This window comes from Parendozoicomonas sp. 2304DJ65-17, assembly GCF_058148445.1.
The window spans coordinates 300,363-319,341 of sequence record NZ_JBYVJV010000006.1 but is presented as its reverse complement, the minus strand read 5'-3'; the positions used below and the strand labels follow the sequence as shown (position 1 = coordinate 319,341).

Below are 18,979 nucleotides of genomic sequence, written 5' to 3'. Positions count from 1 at the left end.
GGGAATCTGAAATGGAAATAATGAAACAGATGACGTCTATGGGGCGTCACATTGAAGAAAGCTCTTTCGACATTATTGATCGAGAAGTGTGTGGCCAGATTGGCGGTGAACACAGTTACAATGCTGGTGAGTGGGATGTTGTTCGTCGTGCAATTCACACAACCGGTGACTTTGAGTTCGCCAAACTGTTCCAGTTCAGTGACGACGCCATTCAGTCTGGCATTGAAGCTCTGCGCAAGGGCTGCCCGATTGTTTCCGATGTTTCTATGATCGTATCCGGCCTCAGCAAAGCTCGCATGAGCGCCTTTGCCAATACCGCTCACTGCTTTGTTTCTGATGAAGATGTTATTGCCCAGGCCAAGGAGATTGGTAACACCCGTTCTATTCAGGCCATGCACAAGGCACGGGATCTAGGCCTTCTCGATGGCGCGATTATCGGTGTTGGTAATGCACCAACGGCTCTGCTCGAAGCTATGCGTATGGTTCGAGATGGTGAGATCAAGCCAGCGCTGATTATCGGTATTCCTGTTGGCTTTGTGTCCGCTGTGGAATCTAAAGATGAGCTGCACGAATCAAAGATTGCGCCTTATATCACCTCTCTTGGTCGTAAAGGTGGCAGCACTCTTATCGTTTCTTCCATTCATTCCCTGCTGATTCAGGCGGCAAACTAATGACTGCCATCACTGTTATCGGTATGGGCGATGATGGCTGCTCCAGTCTGAACAGCAAAGCCATTGGCGCTGTTCAGCAGGCTCAGGTTCTGGCCGGGAGTGAACGACAGTTATCATTCTTTCCTCAGTTTACCGGTGAGCGTATTCCTTTCGGCGGCAGAGGTTTGCAGAACTATCTCGACCGCATCATCGAAACCTCTTACGAAAACAATGTTTGTGTTCTAGCATCGGGCGACCCGTTGTTTTACGGGCTTGGTCGCAGGCTTTCTCGCCTTGTTGAGAAAGAACATCTTTCCTTTATTCCATCTCCGGCCAGTATTCAGCTGGCATTCTCTGCACTGAATATGCCCTGGGATGACGCAACCATTCTTTCGGTTCACGGTCGTCCGATGAAAGGGCTGGTTAGTAAACTTCAGCAAGGCCAGAAGTTTGCGTTGATGACGGATCGTGTTCATCACCCAGTAGCTGTCGCTCAACACCTGCAAGCTTATGGTGAACTGGATTGGCAACTTCATATCTGTGCCCGCATGGGTGGAACAGAAGAATCTGTGACTCAGTGGAATGTTTCCGATCTGGCACAGGCTGACCCGGAATCCATTGATCCCCTGAACGTAATGATTCTGGTGAATGAGCAACACAAACCGTGGAATGGTTACGACCGCCACTGCTCCGATGACGCTTACCGCAAGCGCATGCCAGCCAAAGGTTTAATTACCAAACAGGAAGTGCGGGCACTGGCTGTTGCCGGTTTAAACCTGACTCCGGATTCCGTTGTCTGGGATATCGGCACAGGTTCCGGCTCTATCGCAATTGAAGCAGCCAAGCAGGCGTGGCGCGGCGAAGTTTATGCCGTTGAGAGCGTTGATGAATGTGTCGAGTTCTGCCGCGCCAATGCTCAGGAACATCGGGTCGATCATCTGCAGGTTGTGCCCGGCATGGCACCGGAAGCTTTGCAGGATCTTCCGGTACCAGACGCAATCTTTATTGGCGGCACCCGCGGGCAGATGGCTGAGATTCTCAACCACTGCTTCGAGGTTTTAAAACCCGGCGGTCGTCTTCTACTCAGCGCCGTGACCCTCGACACCGTTACCGAGGCTTTCCACTGCTTTAAGAATCTGTCGGTCGAACCTTCCATAAGCCTGATCAATATCTCTCGTAACCGCCCTATTGCCAGCTACACCGGTTACCGGGCCGAGAACCCAATTCATCTATTTACTATTACCAAGGCGATTGCCCCATGAGCACAAAGAAATACGGAAAACTCTATGCGGTAGGTGTGGGCACTGGCGCGCCAGACCTGATGACTCTTCGTGCAGCCAATCTGCTGAAGGATGTTGATGTTATTGCCATTCCAGAAAAGAAGCAGGGAGCCCACGACTCCTTTGCCTGGGATATCGTAACCGGCGCTGTTCCTGAAGATGATATGAAAGGCCAGCGTATGTTCCTGTGGTTCCCCATGACCAAGGACGCAACCATTACTGTTCCCGCCTGGAACGCTGCTTCTGACGCTATTGGTGAATGTCTGGCTGCTGGTAAAGATGTTGCTTTTATCACCGAAGGTGACCCATCTGTTTACAGCACCTGGCACTACATTCTGGACGAGCACGAAGAGCGCTGGCCAGACGTTGAACTGGAAATTGTTCCCGGCATTACTTCCGTAACTGCCGTTCCTGCCGCAACCGGTATACCACTGGCTGAAGGTGAAGAACGTTTCTGCGTGGTTCCTGCCACTTACGGCATCAACATGCTGCCGACTCTGGTGAAAGGGTTCGACACCATTATGCTGATCAAAGCTGGGCGAATGATTCCTGAGCTAATCGCCATGCTTAAGGACCTGGATATTCTGGATAAAGCCACTTACGTGTCTCACGCCAGCTTGGAGAAGCAGGAAGTTTACAAAAACCTCGAAGATGTACCGGAAGAAAACCGTTACTTCTCCATGGTTCAGATTTCTATCCGTCAGCGCAAAGGCGTGCTGCGCACCGGCGTAAGCCAGAACGTTTAAGGCTGACTGATGCAATACGCCCTCTATGCCATTACCCGCAAGGGACTTGAGAAAGCCACGGCTCTTCGAGATCAATTGGAAGATGCTGAGCTTTTTGTTTCATCCAAACTGTTTTCTGAAGCGCCGGAAGGCGCGCGGGAAATCACCAGTTCTCTGGGTAATGTCATAGCGGAGCAGTTCAACCAGTACAGCAACCATGTGATGTTTTTCAGCATTGGTATTGCTGTGCGGATGATTGCTCCTGTGATCAAAGATAAACGGCAGGACCCTGCTGTTATCTGTGTAGATGAGAACGCCAACTGGAGTGTTCCCATTCTTTCCGGTCACCGGGGCGGCGCGAACGATACTGCGCAGCATCTGGCTCAACTGCTGGATGCACAGGCGGTTTTAACCACTGCGTCAGACTCTTCACAAACCTTGTCTGTAGACACCATGGGTAAGCCTTTTGGCTGGATTCTTGATCCTGCCTGCGAGAAAGCTATTACCCCGGTCGCCAGCGCTGTTGTGAATGGTGATCCAGTTGTTGTGATTCAGGAGTGTGGTGAAACAGGTTGGTGGCCAGCGGGTAAACCTTTGCCTGCGAATATTCGAGTTACCAAGCAACTGTCTGATATTGATTCCAATAATGCCGCTGAACATTACGTGCTGATCTCAGATCGCAGCCAGCTACTGGAACAGCGTCCTGACCTGATCAATAGAGCTGTGCTTTGGCGCCCCAAAACTATTGTTCTGGGATTGGGGTGTGACCGGGGAACGCCTCTTGAGGTGATCCAGAAAGGTATTGCTCAGATTTGCACGGAAAACGCTGTCAGCCCTTTAAGCGTTTCCAAGCTGACCAGTATTTCCATCAAAAGTGATGAGCAGGCGTTTATTGATTACGCCGATCAGGCTGGTGTGCCTTTTGAAACCTATCCCGCAGAAGTGCTGGATAAGGTGGAAGGAATTGAAAACCCTTCCGAAGTGGTTCGTCGCTGCGTGGGAGTCAGCTCTGTTGGCGAAGCCGCGTCTTTATACGCCAGCGGTGCCAAGAAACTACTGATTCCTAAAACCAAATTTACCCTCTCGAAAGAGGGTAAAAACATGACGCTGGCCGCTTGTCGTATAGAGGTTTAAGGCAGCTTTTTGAGCTCGAGTTCGATCTGGTCTTTCAGGATATCCACCAGCTCTGGCATATCCAGAAGACAGAAACGATCTCCACTCACAGGTTCGGCGACTTCAATGTCGAAATGATCACTGAGCTGTTCTTTGATGCTCATTAAGTCATTTTCGAAGTGGTTGCCGCTCACCAGAAGCATAGGAATCAGGCGCAGTTTCGGGCGTTCGCAGTTAACAACTGAACGGATATCCCGAATAAGACCATCACGCATAGCGTGGAATGGAAACGCGCCTTCAAGGGAGCAGCTGAAGTTACGGTGATCCATGCGGTTGAGGAAGTTCTGGCTGTACTGGATAGCAGAATAACCCGCGTTATCCAGCTGAGGAGAACCATGGCTGATATAGAGGTTAGCCATGCCATCAACGACAGGATGGCGTTCGTGAATAGCCTGCAGCAGTTTGGTCGCTGTACCGGTTTTATTCAGCAAGGCAGGAGTTACCGCGAAACGGGACAGTGAGAACTGTTCGAAACCTTTCACAGTATTGAGCACAACACTGTGTTCGTCGGTGGGGTAGAGGTAGCAGGAGACAACGACAATACGACGATAACCTTCCATGTCCAGGTTAGCCAGAACCTGAGGAAGATTCAGCCAGCGGGAGGATTCCTCTTTAGCGGCCAGTCGTTTGATAACCATGCGGGAGGTAACCGCAATTTCTACCGGGTAATCCGGAAAGGCTTCACGAACAGAGTCAGCCAGCTTGTTATAGCGATTCTGTTCCACAACGGAGCCGAAGCAGGAAAGGACAATAGCCGTGTCCTTATTGTAGTGACGAAAACGTTTCATGACAGATTCCTGAAAAAGGGGTTGGTGATAAGCATTCTGCAAACGTACGCAGAACAGTCCAAAGAGTGCTTATCAGGAATTCCTGTCTGGGAATGGTGCGGAGCAGTCTCTGGCGGGAGTGGCTTCGCAGTGGAATTGAAATGTTTTGATGTCTTTTATTCTAACTGAAACCGAGAATGATGGGTAATACAGAGAAAGGACGACTGACAGTCGTTGGTATTGGTCCCGGCAGCCCTGAGCTGATGGCACCTATGGCCCGTGAGGCCATTGAAAATGCAGCTTTTGTTGTAGGTTATAAAACTTACCTGAGCCTTATCGAAGAACTGTGCGAAGGCAAAGAACTGATTGGTTCTGCCATGACTCAGGAAGTTGATCGGGCCAACCGCGCCATTGATCTAGCGGAAGAAGGCCACTCCGTGGTACTGATCTCTTCTGGCGATGCTGGCATGTACGCTATGGGTTCCCTGGTTCTGGAACTGCTGCAGGATCGCGACTGGACCCGCAAAGATGGCATTCACTATCAGCTGGTTCCCGGTATTACTGCAGCTAACGCCTGCGCATCCCTGATTGGCACCCCACTGGGACACGACAGCTGCACAATATCCCTGTCTGACCTGCTCACGCCATGGGAAGTTATCCGCAAGCGTATTCACGCGGCGGCTGAAGCTGATTTTGCTATCACCTTCTACAACCCTCAGTCCAAGCGTCGCCAGTCGCAGATTATTGAAGCCAGAGAAATCCTGCTTCAGCACCGCCCGGCATCCACTCCTGTTGCCATTATTCAGGGTGCCTACCGTGACAATCAGAAGATTGTTATCAGCGATCTTGAACATTTCCTGGAACATCCCATTGGCATGCTGGCCGCCGTTCAGGTGGGTAACAGCTCCAGCTACCTGTTCGAAGACATGATTGTTACGCCTCGCGGCTACACAAAAAAATACGACCTGAAAGACGGCAGTGTTTACGAAGGCCAGAAGCGCGGCCGCACACTGAACGTTGATGCTCTTCAAGAGCCCAAGTAATACAAGTACACAGGATTAAAGACCATGACCGTTTATTTTATTGGCGCAGGCCCAGGCGATCCCGATCTCATCACCGTAAAAGGTGCCAAACTGGTTGAGCAATGCCCCGTTGTTCTTTACACCGGCAGCCTTGTGCCAAAGGAAGTTGTCGCCCGTGCCAATAAAGACGCACTGGTCCTCAGCTCTGCTGATCTCGATCTTGATCAAACCACTGATGTGCTGAGTGAAGCTCACGAGAAAGATCAGGATGTTGCCCGTGTTCATACCGGCGATCCCAGCATTTACGGTGCTATCGCTGAACAGATTCGTCGCCTGGATGAACTGGGTATCGACTGGAAAGTGATTCCCGGCGTTTCTTCCTTCCAGGCTTCCGCTGCGGCCCTTGGCCAGGAACTGACTATCCCGGAAGTGTGCCAGACCATTATTCTCACTCGCATGCCCGGCCGTACTCCTGTTCCCGAGAAAGAAAATATTCTGGAGCTGGCCAAGCATGAAGCGACCATGTGCATCTATCTCAGCATTCGCATGCTGAAGAAGCTGTGCAACGACCTGAAAACTGTTTATCCAGACGACTACCCAATCGCCGTTGTAGAAAAAGCGTCCTGGCCTGAGCAGCGCATTATTCGCGGCACGATCTCCGATATTCACGAGAAAGTGAAAGAACTGGATATCCGCGCAACTGCCATGATTGTTGTGGGTAAGGTGTTGGGCTGCACCGACTTCAACGATTCCAAGCTGTACGACAAAACCTTCAGCCACGACTTCCGCACCGCGAGGTTCCCGGAATGAGTAAAGCAACTGTTCACCCCGGCAAGGTTTATCTTGTCGGTGGAGGGCCGGGCGACCCAGGCCTGCTCACAGTAAGAGCCAAAAACCTGATGAGTCAGGTTGATGTTGTCGCCTACGATGCTTTGATCAGTCCGGCACTGCTTGCACTGGTTCCTTCCCATGTAGATATGGTTTCCATTGGCTACCGTGGCTATCACAACAAGATTGGCTACGGCATGCATCCGGAAGTCATCGAAATGGCGATGGAAGGCAAAAGTGTTCTGCGCCTGAAAGCCGGTGACCCGTTCATCTTCGGTCGTGGCACACAGGAATGTGATGACCTGCTGGAACGAGATATTCCCTTTGAGGTTGTTCCCGGTATTTCTTCCGCGTTAGGGGCAGCAGCTTATGCTGGTTTCCCGCTAACCAGCATTGGCATGGCGTCTGATGTGACCTTTGCCAGTGGTCACCAGTGTGGTCAGGCTCGTACTTCATGGTCTTCCATGGGGCAAGGCAATGGCACTTTGGCACTGTATATGGGTGCCAAAAAGATTCGTCAGAACTGTGAAACACTGATTCAGGAAGGCCGTTCTCCGGATACACCTGCTATCTACGTTAGCGCTGCTACAACCTGCCGTCAGTTTGAGCTGGAAGGCACGCTCACAACCCTGCCAGAGAAAGTTGAAGCTCTAGACCTTAAAGCTCCGGCGCTGATTATTGTTGGCGAAGTTATTTCTCTGCGGGATCGTTTGCACTGGCGTAAAACACTGCCTCTGGCTGGCAAACGTGTACTTGTTGCCCAAAGTGGTGAAGCTGGTGACACAGTGACCGCAGCCATTGAGAATCTGGGTGGCATCGCTCTGCGTTTGCCAACGCCCCGCTTCCTGCACAGCATTAATGATCAGGATTGGGGTGTTGTTTCAGCATCCAACCATCTGGTATTTAACGGAGAGCAATCAGTTCTCTCCTGGCAGAAAGCGCTGATCGCTAACAAATGCGACCTCCGTGACATTAACCAGAGATTATCAGTTACCAGTGAAGCCGCTCTCAATACTCTGCATAACATTGGATTCTTCAATGTTGAGCGCCTGTCTGTCAGTGATCTTGCCGGTTTGGAACAAGGCGCTGCGGTGCTCAGTGGTTCAAGCGACAAACCTGCCATCGCTGAAGGTTGCAAGCTGATCAACAGCTACACATGGATTCCCGTGCGTCTGCGTTTTGATCTGCCGGACTTTGACATTGCTATTCTCGACAATGAACAGTCTTTCTGGGCACTGGGTGATAACAACGATGCTCAATGTTTGAACAATGCGGCTGTTTATACGTCCGATGACGAACTACACGCTCGCCTGTTACGCGCACAGCTAAATGCTATGCCACTATGCAGCGCTAACGACGTTGTTGAAAAGCTTGTTGCGAATCAAGTTCACTGATCCTTAGCTCATGTACTTCGAATAAAGAAGCGCATGAGCACGCATCAACCATTGATATTAATCACGGCGATAAAATCCTAAAAAACGTAGGATTGCCTTGATTTCAGGTGTACCAACTTAATAGGGAATCCGGTGCAAAACCGGAGCTGTACCCGCAACTGTATCAGGCGAGCAAATTGCCAAATGCCACTGGATATTCCGGGAAGGCTGGCGATTTTGTTACGACCCTGAAGCCAGGAGACCTGCCTGAAAATCCACATAAACACGGGCGGGTAATCCCGAAGCTATGTTTAATTTAAACAGTGTCTTCTAATTACAGATTTTGCTTACAACTGATTCAGTTTTGAGCAATAGAATCTTACCCGCCGGAATCAATTTAAGGATTTCCGGTTCGCATGACCTTCTCTATTCGCAAGACCGCAACCATCGTCGGCCTTTCTCTTTCTGTATTGTCTCAGGCAAGTTTTGCACATTTTCAGGAGCTACTACCCCAAACTCCAATTGTGACGAAAGAAACCGGCCGCACACTGAACTTCGACATTATTTTCACCCACCCAATGGAAGGTGGCCCCACTATGGATATGGGGGTTCCAGCCGAAGTTGGTGTTCTGGTGAATGGTGAAAAGTCTGATCTGCTCGCTTCACTTGTTCCTGCAACCAGTAATGGCAAAAAAGCCTACACCATGGAGTACAAGGTTCGTCGTCCTGGTACTTACCAGTTCTACATCCAGCCAGCCCCTTACTTTGATACGACAGAAGACGCTTACATCAAGCAGAACGCCAAAGTTGTTGTAGACGCTTTCGGTGCTGGTGAAGGCTGGAGTGAACCTGTTGGCCTGCCCAGTGAAATTGTTCCACTGACCCGCCCTTATGCTCTCTGGACTGGCTCCAGCTTTACCGGTGTTGTTACCAAAGGTGGTAAGCCACAAGCTGGTGTTGAGATTGAAGTCGAATACCGCAACACCGATGGCGTAAACATTCCTGCAGACGCTTACATCAACCAGGTTCTTATCACCAACCAGAATGGCGAGTTCACTTTTGCGATGCCAAAAGCGGGATGGTGGGGATTCGCGGCACTGATGGAAGCCGATCACACTCTGAAAGGCCCCGATGGCGAAGAGAAGAGTGTTTCTGAGGACGCCGTTCTCTGGCTGCATGCCAGAGATATGAAGTAACAGGTTGTCATTATGCATATTGTTGATGGTGTACTTTCCGCTCCGGTGCTTGCTACCGGAGCTGTTGTCACAGTCGCTGGCTGTGCGATGGGATTAAGGCAACTGACGGAAGAAAGGCTGCCGCAAACAGCTGTTCTTGCTGCGATGTTCTTTATTGCCTCACTGATTCATGTGCCCATTGGCCCATCCAGTGTGCATATGATTTTTAATGGCCTGCTGGGTTTGGTTTTAGGTTGGCTGGCTTTTCCCGCCATGCTTACCGGGCTGATTCTGCAGGCTCTGTTCTTCGGTTTTGGCGGGCTGTTTGTGCTTGGTGTGAACACCATGAACATTGCCCTGCCCGCTGTTATTACCGGCATGGTTTTACGGCCACTATTGAATCGCTGTAACCAGAAGCAGGCTCCTGTCGTAGGTTTTATTGCTGGCGCACTTTCCCTTGGCCTCACATCTTTTATGGTGGCCGCTTCCCTCGCGTTCAGTGGTGAAGAGTTTGTGGCCGGTGCCAAAGCCGTGTTTATGGCTCACCTGCCAGTTATGGCTATTGAAGGCATTCTTTCCGCATTTGCCGTATCCATGCTCTACAAGGTTCGCCCCACAGTGCTTGGCCTAACCCCTCAGGGCATGCAGGTTTAATCATGATGAAACGACTGACCACGCTCCTTATCCTGATACTTTCTACCAGCCCTGCATGGGCACATAAGTTCAAACTGTTTGCCTTTGCTGAAGGAACCAGCATTGAAGGTGAGGCCTATTTTGCCGGGGCAGGAAAAGCCTCAGATGCTGAAGTTTTACTCACCCGAAATGGTGAGGTGGTAGCCACTACCAGAACTAACGACAATGGTGAGTTTATCTTTGAAGAACTCACTCCAGCGGAATACATCATCAAAGCCGATGCCTCTCAGGGACATGTTGCCGAATACACAATTTCCGCCGAAGAAATGGGTGCTGAAGAGACAGCTGCGGATAGCTCTGCAACAGCAGTAATACCTTCGAATGCTGCTTCTAGAGTGACCGTTGATGAGAAAGCACTGACGGCAGCTGTGGATAAATCCATTGTTCGCCACATTCGTCCCCTACGTGAACAGATCGACCAACTTCAGGAAAAGCGGTATTACCAAGACATTCTTGGAGGGGTTGGTTACATCTTCGGTATAGCTGGTATGGTCGCCCTATATCTGTCCAGAAAGCGCAACGTGTAATGAAGAAATACAAAAATTGGGTTAAGCAGGGGAGATCGGGGTTATGAGTCATATTATGTCGGATGCTGGATATACGACATGCGCCAGCAATCGTGAACAGCTGATGATCGAGCGCCTTGATCCTCGCTCGTGTCTCATTGCCGCATTTCTATTTGCTGGCACAGCTATGGTTGTGAACAGCACAATGCTGCTCAGTTATATGGTTCTTATTGCAGCTCTGGCGGTCGTGTTTATGACTCGCCAGTCTCTGGCAACAGCACTGAAACGCATTCTGGCAATCGATAGCTTTATTATTTTCATGTTGGTTCTGGTGCCGTTTCAAATACCCGGAGAAGTCGCTTTTTCCATGCTTGGTTTTGATGCTTCGGTTCCGGGGCTTGAACGTGCTGCTCAGCTTGCTTTGCGAGCGAATGCCGCCCTGTTCATTATGCAGGCATTGATTTGCGGCCTGGAACCAGCAAGGCTTGGCCATGCGCTGCACCAGCTTCGCTGTCCACAAAAGATGGTGGCTCTACTTCTGTTTACGGTTCGCTATTTAGATATTCTGCAAAAACAATACAAAACCCTGCAGAGTGCCCTTAAAGCTCGCGCCTTTCATGCAGGTTGCAACCTGCGAAGCTGGAAGACTCTGGCCTGGGTTTATGCCACTTTACTGGTACGCAGTATTGATCAGGCTGAACGTATGCTTCAGGCCATGCGTTGCCGTGGTTTTGATGGTCGCTGGCATGTTCTTACCAACCATCGTATGTCTGCTGTGGATTATGGTTTTCTAACTACAGTGTGTGGGCTGTGCAGTCTGTTTCTTGGAGTACAATTTCTATGAGCAACTTTTATGAGTAACACAGCACTCATTCAGGCTGATGATCTGCATTTTTCCTATGGTGGTCACGCCCCGATCTTACGTGGAGCTTCACTGACTCTTGAGCCGGGTGAAAGACTGGCGTTGATTGGCCCGAACGGCACTGGTAAAACCTCACTGTTCCGTCTGCTTATGGGTTTGATGACGCCCTGTAGCGGCAGCGTGCAGCTGTTCGGCAAAACCATGAGTAGCGAACAAGACTTTCGTGAACAGCGTGGAAAGATTGGTTTGCTGTTTCAGGATGCCGATGATCAGCTGTTCTGCCCAACAGTTCTTGAAGAGGTTTGCTTTGGTCCGTTAAACAAAGGCATGTCGCAGGAAGAAGCTAAAACGCTTGCCCGCCGAATCTTAAAGCAACTGCGTTTGGAAGATCTGGAAAATCGAATTACCTGGCAGTTGTCTGGTGGCCAGAAACGTTTGGTTGCTCTGGCGTCCGTACTGGCAATGGAACCTGAAATTCTGCTGCTTGATGAACCGACCAATGCTTTGGATAACCATACTCGAGAGCGCCTGATCAGCATTCTCTCCGAGTTGTCGCAAGCCATGATCTGCATTGCCCACGATGACGACTTTCATGCCCGCCTGTCTACTCGCGTTGTGGCTTTTGAGCATGGTCGTCTGGTTAATTCAGAGTTGCCAATTTGTGGCCGCTGCCCGGGATACCATCACACAGAAGCAGCGGAGCTCAGAGCATAATCTCAACACCTGTTACTTCTTATGCATCAGCGTGAGTTCTTGCCAGCCAGGCATCTTCTTCCCCTGGCTCGGGTAGGATCTCACCACCTTCCATCGCCCAGCTGGCCGGAAAGCCCACCAGAGTTGTAGATAATTGAGCAGGTTTTAATCCGGCAGCGTTGGCGACACCGGCATGAATCTCATTTCTCAAGCTGTCTGTGAGTTCTTTATTCCGATTCCCGCCACTGCGAACATTGCCAATCACGCCCATATCTTTTTTATCTTTGATGCGGTGACCTTCCATAAAAACAATATTCACAAACTCGGAGGGCGCTCCGGTTACCGAGCAGTGAATATTGGTTATCGCATCTGCAATCGCTTTACGAACAGGGGTAGAAACAGGCTTCCTGCTGGCAACAGTGTAAACAGGCATAACTCTTTCCTCACAAATTCGGGTTAAAAAGAAGTGGTGTTTTATGCCGCTTCGACTGCACAAAGGCTTTGAGCACATTCAATGCCATTGCTATGCGCCCTAACGGGGAGAATCGTTGCTGGTTACTTTGCAGAAGCTCTTTGAACAAAGGCTCTTCCACCAGCGCCAGCATAAGCTCATCAGTGTGCTGGCCTGTTATCTTGAGCCAGCTTTGCTCACAGACTTTCAGCATCTGAATGCGCTTTTCCTGAGGAAAGCCGGACTCACACTCAACAGTCACAAGTGAGGAACGTGAAGGTTGATAGTCTGTATAAGACTGCCCCTTTGGCACCACGCACCACAGGGTTAACAGTTTTTCATCGCCGACATATCTAGCAAAGTTTTCCTGTACTACCTTTTCGAGCTGCTTTATCTGCTCTTTGGAAAACTGGTGCTCCTGTACTGTAATCAGAGCTTTTCTCATATCACTCCCTCCCCAAGATAAGAACAGTCTAGAGGTGTGAGTTGTTTATGGAATGGGGGGCACAGCCAAAAAATTGATATTTATTGCCACCAGCCGGATACTGATGTCATGAGTACCCTTGATAATAAACGCGCGATTTCCAGCGTAAAAATAATGGTAGAACTGGGGTTGGAATATGGAGTTAGCATTTCTGACTCTCTGGCAGGCTCTGGCATCACGGAGTCACAGCTTCACTCATCAACAGCTATGGTTACCGGCTCTCAGGAACTTCAGGTAATCAGTAACCTTGTTGAACACCTTCTGCATGTAGAAGGTTTGGGAATACAGACAGGCTTACGCTACCAGCTCACAACCTTTGGCATCTGGGCTTTTGCAATTATCAGCAGCCCAAGCGTTCGTTCCGCGATTAAAACGGCTCTGGGGTTCACCGCCCTCTCTTTTGTTCTGGTGAAATTCTCCTTCGCTGAAAGTGAGCGAGAAGGAACAATTACAATGGATGCGAGCCACATCCCCGAACACCTTCAGCAGTTTGTACTTGAGCGACACTTGGCGATTTTCTACGTACTCGCCAGAGAGATGTTTAACGAACAGGTTTTCGTTCCCAAACAGATTACTCTCACTCTGGACTCTCTTCCCAATCATCCATTTCTGGAACATTTGGGTGGATTGATTCAGCTAGGTGCCAGCCAAAACTCTATAACTCTGAATAAAGGCCAGCTTGAGAAACCTCTTCCAAAAGCTAACGCAGCAACGTCCACTTTTTGTCTTCAGCAATGCCAGAACCTTCTAGAAGAACAAACTCAGGCAGAGCGTTTCAGTTCACAGCTGCAAAAGTTATTTCTGCAAACCATTTCAAGCCCGCCTTCATTGCGTGAAGCTTCTGAACATTTTCATATCAGTCAGCGAACGTTCGGTAGAAGACTGGATAAAGAAGGCACCAGTTACAGAGAGGTGTTGGATAAAACCAGACAGGATTTAGCCATTGAGCTTTTAGGAACAGCAGGGCTGCCAGTTGATGCTGTAGCTGAACGCCTCGGTTATGCAGAGGCATCCAGCTTTATTCATGCATTCACCCGATGGACAGGAAAAACACCAGGGTTATACAGAAGAAAGGCTTAGTTACTGGCTTTCGCTTGCTCAGCCTCAAACTCGTCTATCGGCTCCCAGTACAAAGTACCCAGCAAGATATCAAACACTGGCAGAGTAATATTGAAGTTTGCAGCCGCCATCAGCTCACGCTTATGATGCAGAACATGGGTATGGCGCATCTGCTTCCAACCGGGAATAGCAAGGAAGATTTTCTCAGCCTTGTCACCTCTTGGAATGTGGTAGCTGAAATGCATCACTTCATAAAACAGATAACCAGTGATGCCCGCTGCGGCATAGATGTAAGCAACATTGTCGCTCACCAGCATTTGCAGAAGATAACCGCCAGGAAGGATTAATCCGAAGATAAAAGCAAAGATCAGATAAACCGGAAACAGAACCACCCGCCAGTCCCGAAGGCTCTGATAGTTCATTGCCCGCTCAAGAAAGAAGGTATGATGATCACCGGTATGACGTTTATAAAACAACCCACCAAGTTTTGTTTTGCGATGCCCTAACCAGCGGTGTGCATAATATTCCGCAAAGTTCACTACCAGCATAGTGAGAGGAAAAGCCAGCCATTCCATAAATGAGGCATCAACCACCAGCCCCAGCGAGTACAAAATAACTGCAAGTCCGACGCCGGCAACAGACAACATGTGCAGCCAGCCGCTATAACCCGGTTTGATCTCAGCGCGATACTTGGCCCGGAAAGCCTCCATCGCAGCTTCATTCATCACTGCCATACCCTCACCTTTTATTTTTATTTTGGTTCGAAAGTAAAACCAGCTTATCCGCCACTTGTTTTAAGGTCTAATTGATAATACAAAAGATCATTATCACTAAGACAAATAATAGATAGTGAAACTTAACCTGCGTTCTCTGGACTTGAACTTACTACCGGTGTTCGATGCTCTGATGCGAGAGCAACACCTTTCGCGGGCTTCCGACCAGCTGGCTATGAGTCAGCCTGCTGTTAGTAACGCACTTAAACGACTGCGACAGTCTTTTAATGATGACCTTTTTGTTCGCACATCCCGAGGTCTGAAACCCACGCTACGCGCGATAGAACTTCACAGTGCCATTCAACCGGCACTGCAGATGATCCAACACGGCTGCATGGAACAGAGTTTTGATCCCGGTACCAGCGATCAGACACTGAACATCACCATGAATGCTGCTACCGAATATCTGATTGCTCCACTGCTGATGGCCTGGATTCGCAACGAATCACCGAAGATGACGGTGAAGCTGCACCCGGACCATCTGGATGATATTCCTGCACAATTAAAGGATGGAGCGCTCGACTATGCCATCGACTATGTGCCCTACGCACATGATCAGTTCCGCTCTTTTGTTCTGGGTCAGGAAGATTTGAATGTTGTTTGTGCACGCAACCACAAGGTACTGAAAGGCAATATCACACTGGAGCAGTTTGAAACCTTGCCACAGGTGACACTGGTTCCCCGTTCAAACATTACCGTCAACTTGAGTAATCGACGAGGAACGCCCATTGAGCAGCTGATGGGAAAGGATTTACCAAATCGCAATTTGGCTATGCATGTTTCAAGCTTTGTAGCGATTCCGGATATTGTTGCCAGTACAGACCTAATCGCAATTGTTCCCAGCCGCCTCGCACAACAGCCTCGGTACAAAGACACAATCCAATGCCTGTCTGTACCGTTTGAATATCCGAAGGTTGAGATACGCCTGCTGTGGCATAAAAGCCGGGATAATGACGCCAGCCATGATTGGTTTATGGAAAGAATTCAACGACTCGCAAAACTACTGTCGTAACTCAAAGATCGGATTTCAAGAAAAGAAACTGTGGAGGCGGGGCGTCGTAATTAATTATGCGTTTATCTTTAGCCGTTTCACCTACTAGGTGATAGCTAGGACTGGTATCTTTGTTCTGGTGGCAATTGCGACTGCCCTATGGTGACTTTTGTCTGTTAGCATAAGAATTAGCCGCTACTGATATACGGCGACTGCTTCCAAGTTTGTGTTTGGAAGGAAGGATAGGGGTCAGGTTTTGTGGAGAAACCCAACCCCTAGCAAACTCACCCAGTGATTGAGGAGTTGCTTGTTTACGTTGCGCAACTGTAGCACCAAACGATGCTGAAATCATTTTTTAGCCTGACCCTCAATTGCTGTCACTACGGAGATACCCTTTGACAGCGGAAGGTGTTGTTCAGATTATTCAGGCTGTAGACAAGTCACCAATGGCGACTGTTGTTGTATTATTAGTTGTGATGATTCTGAGACGTACGTAAATGAAGGGGGGAATCCCCCTTCATTTGTATGGCTTTTGATTCTCAAAATCTTATTGCTTGCTTTGCAGGCCATTATTAATCCAAAGCACCTTGACCATAAATATATGGCAGGTCAACTTTCAGCTAACCACGTTTGATAGTCCATATTGCTTTCCTCTCCTCCTGAATTACATATCTGTTCAGGTTGTCAAACAAGCTCTGATGAAACCTGAGTCAGCTATATTGTCTTTGCAAAGCTCTATCGCTTGAGTTGTTAGAAGTTACTAATTTTACTTGGGTAGGCGACTGATATTTGTGAGTAGTTCTGCAGTAGCTTGAGCAGCGAAGTCAAAAAGTAGGAAGCTCGCATTTGTACCACCGTTATGTGGCACATTGCGAAAAACAAAGGGTAGTCTTTTGATGTTAGCAGGATGGTGGAGGCGGGGGGATTTGAACCCCCGTCCGCCGATACTCCGCCCTTGGCTCTACATGCTTAGATCCGCCTTTATTTTAGTCCTGCCATGACCCAGCGGTCGGGGTAAGGCAACACGAGCCTGTAAGGTTTTAACCGATCAAAGCCAGGCGCAGATCACGGCGAGTCTATCTGCAATGACGGTCTTATTATCACCCGATAGACGGGGCGAAGAGACCGGGAACCAGTTGCTGTTTAGGCAGCTGCGGCAGCAAAGCTGCCGTTCGCAGGCTGGACATGATTCATGTCCAGAGTGGCGAAAGTTCCGTGGTTAGTTGTTTTGGCAACTAATAAATAACAGTTATTGTTTTACGAGAGCTACTGTCATCTCTCGGCATGCACCTTGGGGTTCGTGATCGTCGTCGAATCCTAATCGCCCCCGGAACACTAAAGATTTAGCTCAGTACGGCAGTTCCAGCAAGTTTAGACAGCACAATATCTGGCTGGTTCCGAGGCTATTTCAGGCAATTATTGAAGAAGCTCGTGATCCTTGGGGAGCTGTTTAACAATCCAGAGAATCAGCCGGTGCTTCATTCCCGGGCCATTTTCCTTATCTTCTGGCAGAGGCGTAATCAGCTTATCTTTCACCAGAAGGCGGTAAATACACTCAACCTTATCTTTCGGTGAAATGCCTTTACCAAAGTCTTTGTAGCCCCGGTTGACGGCGAATTGTGTGCCGACACTCAGGGCTAGTTTGAGTAACTGGGCTTCATTCTTATGCTTTTTCATTGACGCACTGTCTCAGTAACCGGTTATGAAAATTTAGCTCAGATTGTCCAGAGCCTGTTCAAGCTGTGCCCAATCACGCTCTTTTTCTGGCAAGCCAAAGCGCAGGCCATCCCGCTCATCCAGTAAACGGGTGAAGATTCCAGAGCCGCATAAATCCTGATGCAGCTTTTCAGCATTACTTACCTTAACGCTGGTGAACAGCAAAGTGCTATCAAGCTTTTCGAATTTCTGGCTTAACAAGTTGTGCAGCCTTTCGCTGGCCTGTTCAAGAAACTGCCGGTTACTCTTTTGCCATGCAAGATCTTTCAAAGCCGCTTTGCCGATTTCCCGGCTTGGTCCCGGCACAGTCCAGGGACCGAGATGTTCCTGCATACAGGAAAGAACTTTTGGCTGAGCCAGCACAAATCCCATACGAATACCGGCAAGGCCGAAGAACTTTCCGATTGAGCGCAACACCACAAGATTCTCCAGTGGCGTTCTGTGGCTGATGCTGAATTCTGGCGTGCAATCCATAAACGCTTCGTCCACAACTAGCCAGGCATTACGTTCAGCTAAAACGGTGTGCCAATCCATTAGTGCTGAGACATCAACCCGATGTCCGGTCGGATTATTTGGATTGATCACCAGCACTACATCAGCTTTATCCAATTGGTCTGCAGTAGGCTCGCCATTGTAGAGAAGGACTTCATAACCATGCTTTTCCCAGGCATGGCGGTGCTCACGGTAACCGACGGAAGGAATAGCAACTGTTCTACTTTCAGGGAAAAGCTGCCTGCGAACCAGGGGCAAAGATTGAATAGCCGCCTGAGAACCGGCAACAGGAAGCAACGAAGAACACTGAAAGTATTCACACGCTGCTTCTACCAAACCATCGTCATCTTCAGGCAGGCGATTCCAGGCAGTCACCGGAATATCCGGCACCGGATAACACCGGGGATTCACTCCGGTGGATAAATCCAACCATTGCTCAAGTGGGATATTGTATTTATGAGAGGCTTCCCGCAGCTTCCCTCCGTGGGTGAGCATAAGGTTATTTATCCAGAGAAATATCGATGATGGAGTGGCCGCGATTATCCTGACGAATAGCTCCGGTCTTCACAGCGATAGGTGCCGAGAAGCAAGGCCCATCAACAACCAGGCTATGGAATTCACCATCTTCGGCTGTTGGGCAGATACCAAGGGCTTCAATCTCATCGGCCAGTTCTGGAGTCATAATACGACCGAGATATTTTTCATCCATCTGCTCATATTTCACACTGACAATCATGGTTTTAAACCCTGCTGCCAGAACATCATCCAGAAGCTGTCGGCGTGGGTATTGCCAGAGTGGGAAACGAGGTGTGATTTGTGCTTCACCAGTTACCCGATCCAGCCACACTTTGTGAATATCCAGATCAATGTCGCCAAATACAACACTTGTCGCCGAGAACCGTTCCTGAGATTCCCGCACAACATCTTTCATGTGGGTTTCATAGCTGCCGCGGGGAACGGCACGAAACATAACAGGCACACCCAAAGCGTCTGCCTGAGCCTGAATAATATCTCTGTGCAAACCGTGAGAACTGGTGTGTTCACCGGTCTCATCCAGCATGGTGTAAATCGCAGAAGTTTTACCACCCTGTTCCTTCGCCATCCAGTAAGCAAAACAGGCATCCTTACCACCACTCCATGAGGTAATGAACGGTTCATCACTCTGGGGGAATGTGGCATCTGGCATTACGTTCGGGATGAATGTCGACATAGCTGTACGCCTTGGGTGTATTGGCTTGGAATAAGAGATGGTATCAGCTGTGGAGA

21 protein-coding genes, 1 other RNA gene and 1 riboswitch are annotated in these 18,979 nt (G+C 49.3%); of the genes, 14 read left to right on the top strand and 8 right to left on the bottom strand.

All coding sequences use genetic code 11. The features are described from left to right. The first annotated feature begins 11 nt into the window (after positions 1-11). Genes ACY2RR_RS16725 through ACY2RR_RS16710 form a run of 4 tightly spaced genes read left to right on the top strand, consistent with a single transcriptional unit; the run spans position 12 to position 3,789 of the window. Entirely contained in the window at positions 12-671 is a 660-nt protein-coding gene (locus tag ACY2RR_RS16725) for a precorrin-8X methylmutase (RefSeq protein WP_490109311.1), read from the top strand. Then, complete coding sequence (gene cbiE / locus ACY2RR_RS16720) at positions 671-1,912, top strand: precorrin-6y C5,15-methyltransferase (decarboxylating) subunit CbiE (protein WP_490109310.1); 1,242 nt, start codon at positions 671-673, stop codon at positions 1,910-1,912. Before ACY2RR_RS16725 ends, cbiE begins: the two co-directional genes overlap by 1 nt. Continuing rightward, on the top strand, positions 1,909-2,676 hold the full coding sequence (gene cobI, locus ACY2RR_RS16715; protein ID WP_490109309.1) for a precorrin-2 C(20)-methyltransferase: 768 nt from the start codon (positions 1,909-1,911) through the stop codon (positions 2,674-2,676). Before cbiE ends, cobI begins: the two co-directional genes overlap by 4 nt. Before the next feature lie 9 nt (positions 2,677-2,685). Next, positions 2,686-3,789, top strand: coding sequence for a cobalt-precorrin 5A hydrolase (locus tag ACY2RR_RS16710; RefSeq protein ID WP_490109308.1), 1,104 nt, complete (start codon positions 2,686-2,688; stop codon positions 3,787-3,789). Here ACY2RR_RS16710 and ACY2RR_RS16705 read toward each other — a convergent pair. Continuing rightward, the gene (locus tag ACY2RR_RS16705) at positions 3,786-4,616 is read right to left on the bottom strand and encodes a sirohydrochlorin cobaltochelatase (protein ID WP_490109307.1); all 831 of its coding nucleotides are present in this window, start codon (positions 4,614-4,616) and stop codon (positions 3,786-3,788) included. The genes ACY2RR_RS16710 and ACY2RR_RS16705 overlap by 4 nt on opposite strands. A gap of 176 nt (positions 4,617-4,792) precedes the next feature. On the opposite strand from ACY2RR_RS16705, the gene cobJ reads away from it, so the two are divergent. The 8 genes from cobJ to ACY2RR_RS16665 all read left to right on the top strand — a co-directional run bounded on the left by cobJ (position 4,793) and on the right by ACY2RR_RS16665 (position 11,768). Then, positions 4,793-5,638 (top strand): precorrin-3B C(17)-methyltransferase, encoded by an 846-nt coding sequence (cobJ, locus tag ACY2RR_RS16700; RefSeq protein ID WP_490109306.1) that lies wholly within the window; start codon positions 4,793-4,795, stop codon positions 5,636-5,638. 24 nt (positions 5,639-5,662) lie between these two features. Continuing rightward, complete coding sequence (cobM, locus tag ACY2RR_RS16695; RefSeq protein WP_490109305.1) at positions 5,663-6,427, top strand: precorrin-4 C(11)-methyltransferase; 765 nt, start codon at positions 5,663-5,665, stop codon at positions 6,425-6,427. Then, the gene (gene cobA / locus ACY2RR_RS16690; RefSeq protein ID WP_490109304.1) at positions 6,424-7,839 is read left to right on the top strand and encodes a uroporphyrinogen-III C-methyltransferase; all 1,416 of its coding nucleotides are present in this window, start codon (positions 6,424-6,426) and stop codon (positions 7,837-7,839) included. The genes cobM and cobA overlap by 4 nt, the downstream gene beginning before the upstream one ends. 88 nt (positions 7,840-7,927) lie before the next feature. Next, a riboswitch (cobalamin riboswitch) is annotated at positions 7,928-8,103 on the top strand. A 131-nt stretch (positions 8,104-8,234) separates the two neighbouring features. Further along, entirely contained in the window at positions 8,235-9,014 is a 780-nt protein-coding gene (locus tag ACY2RR_RS16685) for a DUF4198 domain-containing protein (RefSeq protein ID WP_490109303.1), read from the top strand. A 12-nt stretch (positions 9,015-9,026) separates the two neighbouring features. After that, a complete protein-coding gene (gene cbiM / locus ACY2RR_RS16680) occupies positions 9,027-9,647 on the top strand; it encodes a cobalt transporter CbiM (protein ID WP_490109302.1) in 621 nt (206 codons plus the stop codon). 2 nt (positions 9,648-9,649) lie between these two features. Further along, positions 9,650-10,213 (top strand): SdrD B-like domain-containing protein, encoded by a 564-nt coding sequence (locus tag ACY2RR_RS16675; RefSeq protein ID WP_490109301.1) that lies wholly within the window; start codon positions 9,650-9,652, stop codon positions 10,211-10,213. Between the two features lie 43 nt (positions 10,214-10,256). Beyond that, positions 10,257-11,036, top strand: a complete 780-nt coding sequence (locus ACY2RR_RS16670; RefSeq protein WP_490109300.1) for an energy-coupling factor transporter transmembrane component T family protein — start codon at positions 10,257-10,259, stop codon at positions 11,034-11,036. A 9-nt stretch (positions 11,037-11,045) separates the two neighbouring features. Continuing rightward, positions 11,046-11,768 carry an energy-coupling factor ABC transporter ATP-binding protein gene (locus ACY2RR_RS16665; RefSeq protein ID WP_490109299.1) on the top strand — a complete coding sequence of 241 codons (723 nt, stop codon included), beginning with the start codon at positions 11,046-11,048 and terminating at the stop codon, positions 11,766-11,768. Positions 11,769-11,787: 19 nt separating this feature from the next. Here ACY2RR_RS16665 and ACY2RR_RS16660 read toward each other — a convergent pair whose 3' ends face one another. Both ACY2RR_RS16660 and ACY2RR_RS16655 read right to left on the bottom strand, forming a co-directional pair. Further along, on the bottom strand, positions 11,788-12,180 hold the full coding sequence (locus ACY2RR_RS16660; protein WP_490109298.1) for a hypothetical protein: 393 nt from the start codon (positions 12,178-12,180) through the stop codon (positions 11,788-11,790). 10 nt (positions 12,181-12,190) lie between these two features. Next, positions 12,191-12,643: a hypothetical protein gene (locus ACY2RR_RS16655; protein WP_490109297.1), complete on the bottom strand. Its 453-nt coding sequence runs from the start codon at positions 12,641-12,643 to the stop codon at positions 12,191-12,193. A 108-nt stretch (positions 12,644-12,751) separates the two neighbouring features. On the opposite strand from ACY2RR_RS16655, the gene ACY2RR_RS16650 reads away from it, so the two are divergent. Then, positions 12,752-13,762 carry an AraC family transcriptional regulator gene (locus ACY2RR_RS16650; RefSeq protein WP_490109296.1) on the top strand — a complete coding sequence of 337 codons (1,011 nt, stop codon included), beginning with the start codon at positions 12,752-12,754 and terminating at the stop codon, positions 13,760-13,762. Here ACY2RR_RS16650 and ACY2RR_RS16645 read toward each other — a convergent pair. Beyond that, positions 13,759-14,475 (bottom strand): sterol desaturase family protein, encoded by a 717-nt coding sequence (locus ACY2RR_RS16645; RefSeq protein WP_490109295.1) that lies wholly within the window; start codon positions 14,473-14,475, stop codon positions 13,759-13,761. The two genes, ACY2RR_RS16650 and ACY2RR_RS16645, sit on opposite strands and share 4 nt — an antisense overlap. Before the next feature lie 115 nt (positions 14,476-14,590). Here ACY2RR_RS16645 and ACY2RR_RS16640 point away from each other — a divergent pair, with 115 nt between their 5' ends. Next, positions 14,591-15,526, top strand: coding sequence for a LysR substrate-binding domain-containing protein (locus tag ACY2RR_RS16640; protein WP_490109294.1), 936 nt, complete (start codon positions 14,591-14,593; stop codon positions 15,524-15,526). A gap of 887 nt (positions 15,527-16,413) precedes the next feature. Here ACY2RR_RS16640 and ssrA read toward each other — a convergent pair. The 4 genes from ssrA to ACY2RR_RS16620 form a co-directional block, all read right to left on the bottom strand. Beyond that, positions 16,414-16,834, bottom strand: a transfer-messenger RNA (tmRNA) gene (gene ssrA, locus ACY2RR_RS16635). 87 nt (positions 16,835-16,921) lie between these two features. Beyond that, positions 16,922-17,182, bottom strand: a complete 261-nt coding sequence (locus ACY2RR_RS16630) for a DUF5062 family protein (protein ID WP_490109293.1) — start codon at positions 17,180-17,182, stop codon at positions 16,922-16,924. A 33-nt stretch (positions 17,183-17,215) separates the two neighbouring features. Next, positions 17,216-18,208: a threonine-phosphate decarboxylase CobD gene (gene cobD / locus ACY2RR_RS16625; protein WP_490109292.1), complete on the bottom strand. Its 993-nt coding sequence runs from the start codon at positions 18,206-18,208 to the stop codon at positions 17,216-17,218. 4 nt (positions 18,209-18,212) lie between these two features. Further along, positions 18,213-18,923: a Dph6-related ATP pyrophosphatase gene (locus ACY2RR_RS16620; RefSeq protein ID WP_490109291.1), complete on the bottom strand. Its 711-nt coding sequence runs from the start codon at positions 18,921-18,923 to the stop codon at positions 18,213-18,215. Positions 18,924-18,979 lie beyond the last annotated feature (56 nt).